Raw genomic sequence first — 7,402 nt, 5'->3', positions numbered from 1 at the left:
CGGGGCGCTGTAAATCCGGCGCAGATCGGTGGTATGAGGAGGATCAGAAAACAGTCCGGGGGACTGTTTTCCCGACGATTGGCCCTTGCGGTCCTTCCAGGAACAGAAGTTCAGGGAATGGCGAACGCAGGTCTGAACCATGGCGTCCGGGAAGGCCGCCGTGATCGCCTCGGGGATCGAAGGCAGACCGTGGCCCCGGCGGGGCCGCGTAAGCTGCCGGAGACTTGAGCCCATCCACGACGGCGATCAGGATGTCCTGCAGCCCTCGGTTCTTCAGTTCGTTCATCACCGAAAGCCAGAACTTGGCCCCGTGGTCGGGCAAAACAGTCCCCCAGACTGTTTTGTGACCCCTCCCACTCTCGGCAATCCACAAGCCCGGAACCTCGCGCAGGCCATCTCGGGTGACGCCGAGGGCGACATACACGGCCTTGTTCTTCACCGTCCGGCTGTCGGCATCGCGGATCTTCACCCGCAGGGCATCGAAGATCACGATCGGATACATCCGCTCCAGCGCCCGGCTCTGCCATTCCCGAACCTCGTCCAGGACGGCGTCGGTGACACGGCTGATCAGATCGGGCGAGACCTTCAGGCCATAGAGATCGAGCAGATGGGCCTGGATATCCCGAACTGTCAGCCCGGCCGCGTAGAGGCCGATGATCTTGTTCGTCGGGAAAACAGTCCCCCGGACTGTTTTCTGTTCCTCCTCACTCCATCCCGTCGATCCGGGTCTGGCCCTTCTTCACCAGCTCCGGCTCGAAGCTGCTGTCGCGGTCGCGGGGCACCGCAACTGTCATCTCGCCGTCCTGCCCCTTCAGCACCTTGATCGAGGCGCCATTCCGGCGATTGCTCTGACCCGGAGGGGCATCCTTGCCATCTTCATAGCCAAGATGCGCCGTCAGCTCGGCGCCCAGCATCCGCTCCATGAGCTTGATCTTCAGCTCTTTCATCAGCCCGGTGTCGCCGAGCAGATCCTCAGGGCGCTCAACACCCTTCAGCAGTTCGTCGAGGATTTCCTTGGAGATCGTCATGCATGCTTCCTTTCGGGGAAGCATGGACCGGATCAGTCATACACAGAAGATCGGACGCTCTCGCACGAAGCGCCACATCGTCACCGATCGCCGTGACATTCCCCTGACGGTGCGCCTGAGCGGTGCCAACGTCCATGACAGCAGGATGCTCGATCCGTTGCTTGACGCCATTCCTCCCATTCATGGCAAGCGGCAGGGCGCGCCATCGGCCCGGCAAGCGGCATGCCGACAAGGGTTAAGACTATCCCCGTTGCCGCAGTGCCTGCACAAAACGCCGCATCAAGCATCGCATCGCCAGAAAGGGCATTGAGAGCAGCAGTCATCTTCAAAGCATCGCTAGATCGTCGAGCGCACATTCGCCTGGCTCTCCAAATTCCGCCGCCTCGCCGTCAGATACGAGCGCAGGGCCGACATTCATCTGGCCTTCACCATCTTGGCCGGCGCCATCATCTGCTATCGAGCGCAGACTACATGGTTTTGAAACGCCCTCTAAAGACCTTCATCGACATTCCTGACTTAGAAGACCAGTAGGTTGTTCGGTGGGACAAAAGGGGACGAGAAATCAGAGTCGATATCGGGCCTCGCTACCAACAGGTGCGAAGGATCTTCAGTCGCGGATCGTGGGAGAAAAATGGTCGGTTCTGTGGTCCGTGGTGGCAAGGCCTTGGTAGGGAGTATCGATCTAAGATTTTCATCAATGATACACCCACTGTCGAGATCGACTTCAAGGCGATGCACATCCAGATTCTAGCAGCGAGGCAAGGTTACCTGCCCCTTTCTGGTCCCTCATTCATCACGAGAGTCTGCGCCAACTTGCCCCGCCTACCGATTTTGGACCATCTGAAGCCGGAGTTTCCGGCGTTGGTCACGGCGGCGGGCTGGTGACACCGCCAGGAAAGTGCAGCGCGCTGGGGACGTTGTATCCGATAGCGCTGTGGGGTCGATCGTCGTTGTAGTGTCTACGCCAATCCTCCAGCTTTTCGACCGCATCCGCGAGGCTCATGAACCAGTGCGCGTTCAGGCACTCGAACCTGAGCTTGCTGTTGAACGCCTCGATGAATCCGTTGTCAGTGGGTTTGCCGGAACGTGAAAAGCCAAGCGTGACGTTTTTGGCATAGGCCCAAAGGTCCAGATCTCGCGAGATGAACCCGCTGCCATTATCGACCCTTCGCCCTGATCGACATGGAGGAGATCGACCCCATCATCAGCATAACCACGAAAGCAGCCTGATCATGACCGCAGGCCACTCGGAAAATTATACCAGCTTGACGGACGTGATAGGGTGGACTTGGGGCAATGCCCTGCCGTAAGCGCCCTTCAACAGTTCTGGTGAGCGTCCCCCACGGTGAAGAAGGCTATCCGATCTGGGGCAAAAGGTTGAGCAGTCTCCGGTAAACTCGAACCGCCTAACCTTCTACAAACAATTCCCGGGGAACCCGCTCACATCGGGTCGCAAGTGTAGATCGCGCCGCGACGGAAGAAGTTAACGATGCCCATTCGAAGGCCCCTTCACGGTTGGGGTGCGACCGGGTGATGGACAGTCATGGAGGACATTTGCCACCAATCCCCACCCAACTCTGCGAAGGTCAATCAGATCAGCACTTTAGGGTGAGTTGGCTGGGGCGGTAGGATTCGAACCTACGGTACACGGTACCAAAAACCGTTGCCTTACCACTTGGCCACGCCCCAACTCTGTGAGCGGTGTTTAACCAGTTCTCTTGATGCAGGCAAGAGAGAAAATTCAACGCCGAAAATTTTTCTCTAAGTTTATCAATTGCTTGAGAGAAAAATTCTTGGCTGGGGCGGTAGGATTCGAACCTACGGTACACGGTACCAAAAACCGTTGCCTTACCACTTGGCCACGCCCCAACTCTGTGAGCGGCTATCTATCCAAGGCTTTCCGGGGGCACAAGGGGGCGCGCGAAATTTCTTGTGGGAAACTTCGCGCGCAGTTAAGGCGCCGCGCATGGAACATTACGATACGATCATTCTTGGCGCCGGTGCCGCCGGCCTTTTTTGCGCGGGCTCGATTCTTGCGGCGCAAAGCGACGGCCCGCGGCCACGCATTCTAGTGCTGGACCACGCGCGCGCCCCGGGCGAGAAAATCAGGATCTCGGGCGGCGGGCGTTGCAATTTCACCAATTTCGCCACCCACCACGAACGGTTCCTTTCAGGGAACCGGCGCTTCTGCGCCTCGGCACTGGCCGGGTTCACGGCGCGTGATTTCGTCGAACTGGTCGATCAGGCGGGCATCGCCTGGCATGAAAAGACGCTGGGGCAGCTCTTTTGTGACGGCAGCGCGCGCCAGATCATCGATATGCTGCTGCATCGGATGCGCGGCGCGGATCTGTGGCTGGCGACGAGCCTTGTCTCGGTTGAAGGATGCGATGGCGGCTTTCGGGTCGAGACAAGCCGGGGGCCGGTCTTCGCCACGAACCTGGTGGTCGCGACGGGTGGAAAATCCATTCCCAAGATGGGGGCAAGCGGGATCGGATATGACCTCGCGCGGCAGTTCGGGCTGAGGCTCGTTGAACCCCGCGCCGGGCTCGTGCCCCTGACTTTTGCGGAGCAGGATCTGGATCTGTGCAAGCCTCTGGCCGGGGTGTCCGTCGAGGCCGTGGCGCGCCACGGCAAAGGGCGCGATGCGGCGCGGTTTCGCGACGGGCTGCTCTTCACGCATCGCGGTGTCTCGGGACCGGCGATCTTGCAGATATCGAGCTTCTGGAAACCGGGCGATACGATCACGCTCGATCTTGCGCCCGATCACGACCTTGCCACCGCGCTGCGCGATGCACGCAACGGGGCAGGGCGGGTCGGCGTCACGACCGCGCTGTCGCGCTACCTGCCCGCAAGGCTTGCCGAGTCGATCACGACGCAGCTTGGTCTGCAGGAGGCGCGGCTTGCCGAATTGACAAATCCCCGGATCGACCTGCTGGCGCAAAGGGTCAACCGCTGGGAATTGCGGCCCGTCGGATCAGAGGGCTGGCGCACGGCCGAAGTGACGCTGGGCGGGGTGGATTGCCGCGACCTTGATGCAAAGACGATGCAGGCGCGGGCGATCCCCGGGCTGTATTTCATCGGCGAGGTGGTCGATGTCACCGGCTGGCTAGGCGGGTATAATTTCCAATGGGCCTGGGCCTCGGGCCATGCCGCGGCGAAGTCGATCGCCGCGGCCTGAGGCTCAGCCCATCACCGGCTCGGCCTTGGCCAGCGCATCGAAGCGCATGAGCGAGGCGATGAGCCCCGGCATCTGGTCCAGATGGATCATGTTCGGCCCGTCGGAAGGCGCATTGTCCGGGTCTTCATGCGTTTCGATGAAGAGACCGGCGACGCCGATCGCCGCTGCGGCGCGCGCCATCACCGGAGCGAATTCGCGTTGCCCGCCCGAAGAGCCGCCTTGACCGCCGGGCTGCTGCACCGAATGCGTGGCGTCCATGATGATTGGCCAGCCGGTCCGCGCCATGATCGGCAGGCTGCGCATATCGGCGACAAGGGTGTTATAGCCAAAGCTCGCCCCGCGCTCGGTCAGCATGATGCGCCGATTGCCCGTCGAGGCGACCTTGTCGGCCACGTTCGGCATGTCCCAAGGCGCGAGGAACTGGCCCTTCTTGATATTGACCACGGCTCCGGTTTCGCCCGCGGCCAGCAAAAGATCGGTCTGGCGGCAGAGGAAAGCCGGGATCTGGATGATGTCCACCACCGCGCCCGCAGCCCGCGCCTGCGGGATGTCATGGATATCGGTCAGGACCGGGCAGCCCAGCCGCTCGCGCACGGTTTCCAGGATGCGCAGCCCCTCTTCCATGCCGACGCCGCGCCTGCCGGACAGCGAAGTGCGGTTGGCCTTGTCATAGCTGGCTTTGAACACGAAGCCCGCGCCCGCCGCCTCGCAGGCCTTGGCCAGCGTCTCGGCGATCATGAGGGCGTGGTCCAGGGTTTCCATCTGGCAGGGTCCGGCGATCAGCCCAAGGGGAAGGTCATTGCCGAAGGCCAGATTGCCGATTTGTACTTGGGTCATGAGGATACCTGTTCACGCAGAATCGAGACGGTCAGGGATAGCATCAGATAGATGCCGGAAAAAATCAGAAACGCCACGACGGTGTTCTGAAAGGCCTTGGGATAGGTCGCCTCGTCGGGCGGCACGGGGGCAACCGAGAGCGACAGGTAGCGGACCTGCTTGTTGGCCTCGATCCGGGCATTCTCCATCTGTGCCGCCGCCGCCGCCAGAAGTTCCTGACGTGTCAGCAGATCGGATTCGGCGATGCGGATCTGGCCGGAAATGGTCGCGAGCGAGCCGCGCGCGGCATTGCCCTCGGTCAGTTGGGCGCGGGTTTCGACCAGCATGTCCTCGAGGCGCGAGATGTCGCCCTTGACGCCTTGGACGCGGCTGCGGTTCGGCACGGCATTGGCCTCAAGCTGGCCAAGTTCGAGCCTCTTGTCGGCCAATTGGCGTTCCAGTTCCGCGATATGGCCCATGATGACGCTGCCCTCAGCGGCGGGGTCCAGAACGCCCAGCTTTTCCTGCAACTCCTGCACGCGCTGCTGGGCGGCCTTCACCTTTTCCTCGGCATCGTTGTAACTGTCGGTCGCGCCCTTCATCTGGTCTTCGCGCAGGCGCGAGGTCATCGCATCGACCTGACCTTCGGCATATTTGATCAGCGCGAGGGAATATTCCTGACTGAGTTCGGGATCCGGTGCGATCACTTCCATATTGACCACGCCCTCGGTCGGGTCATAGCCGATCTTCACCGAATTGCGGTAAAGCTTATAGGCCTTCTCATTGGTCGCATCCGGGTCAAGCCTCAGGATCGGGTCGATGGCCATGTCCTGAAACGGTGCCTTGAACCCGATCTCGCGGTCGAGGCGCAGCATCGCGTCACGCGAGGTCAGGTAGCTTTGCACCGCGACCGAGTCGGTATTCGTCGCCAGCTGCGTGCCGCTGAAGAGCCCGCCCAGACCGGCCGAATTGCTCTTGTCCGCCTGCTGGATCTGGAACTGCGAATTCGTGGCGTAAAGCGGGGTCGCCACTTTGAAATAGTAGAACCCCGCAAGAACCGAGGGAATCCCCACAAAGACCAGAAGCCGCGCCGCCAGCATCATCAACCGGCGTCGCCGACGACGGGCGATGTCCTTCTGGATCCGCATGATCTCGGCGGCGCGCTTGTCCTCGGTCAGCGCCTCGCGCGAGGGCAGTCCGGGAAGTCCGGGTCGGTCGGGTGCCACCGGCACGATCTCGGTGCCGCGCTTTTTCATCGTCCCCGGTTTCGGACTGGCGGCGGGCAGCGCGGCGGTGGATTTGGCCGCTTCGTCCGACAGGATCTGACCCAGCGCGGCGCGGTGGAACGGGTCGATGCCGCGATCGCGCAGGACGACGACCGCCTCAAGGTCCGATGCGACCTGGATCTCATGCATGGCGGCGATGCGCCGGGCCATGCGCAGCTGCCGATCTGTCAGGTTCTCGGCGCGGACCGCCGCGATCCGCTCGGCCATGGCGGGCGTTTCTGCCGGCTTTTCCGCACCCGGAAAGCGCATATTGGCGAAACCGTCATCATCGGGATCTGCCGCGAAGAGGTTGGCGGGGTCAGAGGGCGACGCGGCATTTTGCTGGTCTTTCTTGCGCCGCTCGATCTGCACCCTGCGCGCGGTTTCGACCGAAGCGGGTCCGCGTTCGACCGCCAGCACCGACTCTTCGCGGCTGATCCGAAAGAGGCGCGCCTTAGGAGGTGTAGTCATAATATTGCTTCGCCTCTTCGAGGGTTTCGAACTGGTAAAGTTTGCCATCCCGCAAAACGGCCGCAGAATTGCAGAATTTTTCGATCGTCCGGGCCTGATGCGACACCACCACCACGGTCGCGGATTTCAACCGGTCATAGAGAACGCTGCCCGCCTTGCGGTTGAATTCGGCATCGGTCGTATGGGGCATGCCCTCGTCGATCAGATAGACGTCGAATTCCAACGCGAGCAGCAGGGAAAATGTGAAGCGTGACCGCATCCCGGCACTGTAAGTCCCGACCGGCATGTCGAAATATTCCTTGATATCGGTCAGCCAGCGGCAGAATGCCTCGACATAATCCGGATCAAGCCCGTAGATCCGCGCGATATAGCGTGCATTCTCATTGGCGGTCAGCTTGGGCGAGATCCCCCCCATGAAGCCCAGCGGAAAAGACACGCGGCAATCGGCCCGGATCTGGCCTTCGTCGGGTTTCTCGAGCCCGCACATCATATTGATGATCGTGGTCTTGCCGGTCCCGTTCGGAGCAAGGATGCCCATCGACTTTCCCAACTCGATCCGGAACGAGGCGCGATCGAGGATGACCTTGCGCTGCGTTCCGGTCCAGAAGGACTTCGAGACATTGTCAAATTCGATCATGGGTCGT

At 61.3% G+C, this 7,402-nt stretch carries 4 protein-coding genes, 2 tRNA genes and 3 pseudogenes; 2 read left to right on the top strand and 7 right to left on the bottom strand.

The features are described from left to right. Positions 1–1,028 (bottom strand): annotated as a pseudogene (locus ESZ60_RS21865) (IS256 family transposase); the annotation flags it as partial. Positions 1,029–1,080: 52 nt separating this feature from the next. Here ESZ60_RS21865 and ESZ60_RS21290 point away from each other — a divergent pair. Next, positions 1,081–1,509, top strand: a pseudogene (locus ESZ60_RS21290) (IS5 family transposase); the annotation flags it as partial. 384 nt (positions 1,510–1,893) lie between these two features. Here ESZ60_RS21290 and ESZ60_RS14205 read toward each other — a convergent pair. The 3 genes and pseudogenes from ESZ60_RS14205 to ESZ60_RS14195 all read right to left on the bottom strand — a co-directional run. Further along, a pseudogene (locus ESZ60_RS14205) lies at positions 1,894–2,196 on the bottom strand (integrase core domain-containing protein); the annotation flags it as partial. A 446-nt stretch (positions 2,197–2,642) separates the two neighbouring features. After that, a tRNA-Gln gene (locus tag ESZ60_RS14200) sits at positions 2,643–2,717 on the bottom strand. A 105-nt stretch (positions 2,718–2,822) separates the two neighbouring features. Beyond that, a tRNA-Gln gene (locus ESZ60_RS14195) sits at positions 2,823–2,897 on the bottom strand. A gap of 97 nt (positions 2,898–2,994) precedes the next feature. Here ESZ60_RS14195 and ESZ60_RS14190 point away from each other — a divergent pair. Beyond that, on the top strand, positions 2,995–4,206 hold the full coding sequence (locus ESZ60_RS14190) for a BaiN/RdsA family NAD(P)/FAD-dependent oxidoreductase (protein ID WP_134681385.1): 1,212 nt from the start codon (positions 2,995–2,997) through the stop codon (positions 4,204–4,206). A gap of 3 nt (positions 4,207–4,209) precedes the next feature. Here ESZ60_RS14190 and kdsA read toward each other — a convergent pair whose 3' ends face one another. From kdsA to ESZ60_RS14175, 3 genes are read right to left on the bottom strand one after another with little or no spacing between them, the layout of a single operon-like run. Then, entirely contained in the window at positions 4,210–5,043 is an 834-nt protein-coding gene (kdsA, locus tag ESZ60_RS14185) for a 3-deoxy-8-phosphooctulonate synthase (protein ID WP_134681384.1), read from the bottom strand. After that, the gene (locus tag ESZ60_RS14180) at positions 5,040–6,758 is read right to left on the bottom strand and encodes a KpsE/RkpR family capsule polysaccharide export protein (protein WP_134681383.1); all 1,719 of its coding nucleotides are present in this window, start codon (positions 6,756–6,758) and stop codon (positions 5,040–5,042) included. Before ESZ60_RS14180 ends, kdsA begins: the two co-directional genes overlap by 4 nt. Continuing rightward, positions 6,742–7,395, bottom strand: coding sequence for an ABC transporter ATP-binding protein (locus ESZ60_RS14175; RefSeq protein ID WP_134681382.1), 654 nt, complete (start codon positions 7,393–7,395; stop codon positions 6,742–6,744). Before ESZ60_RS14175 ends, ESZ60_RS14180 begins: the two co-directional genes overlap by 17 nt. Positions 7,396–7,402 lie beyond the last annotated feature (7 nt).

It is taken from the genome of Paracoccus ravus (genome assembly GCF_004522175.1).
GTDB lineage: Bacteria > Pseudomonadota > Alphaproteobacteria > Rhodobacterales > Rhodobacteraceae > Paracoccus > Paracoccus ravus.
Note: the sequence above shows the minus strand (reverse complement) of the source record. Positions and strands in the feature narration are given on the sequence as shown.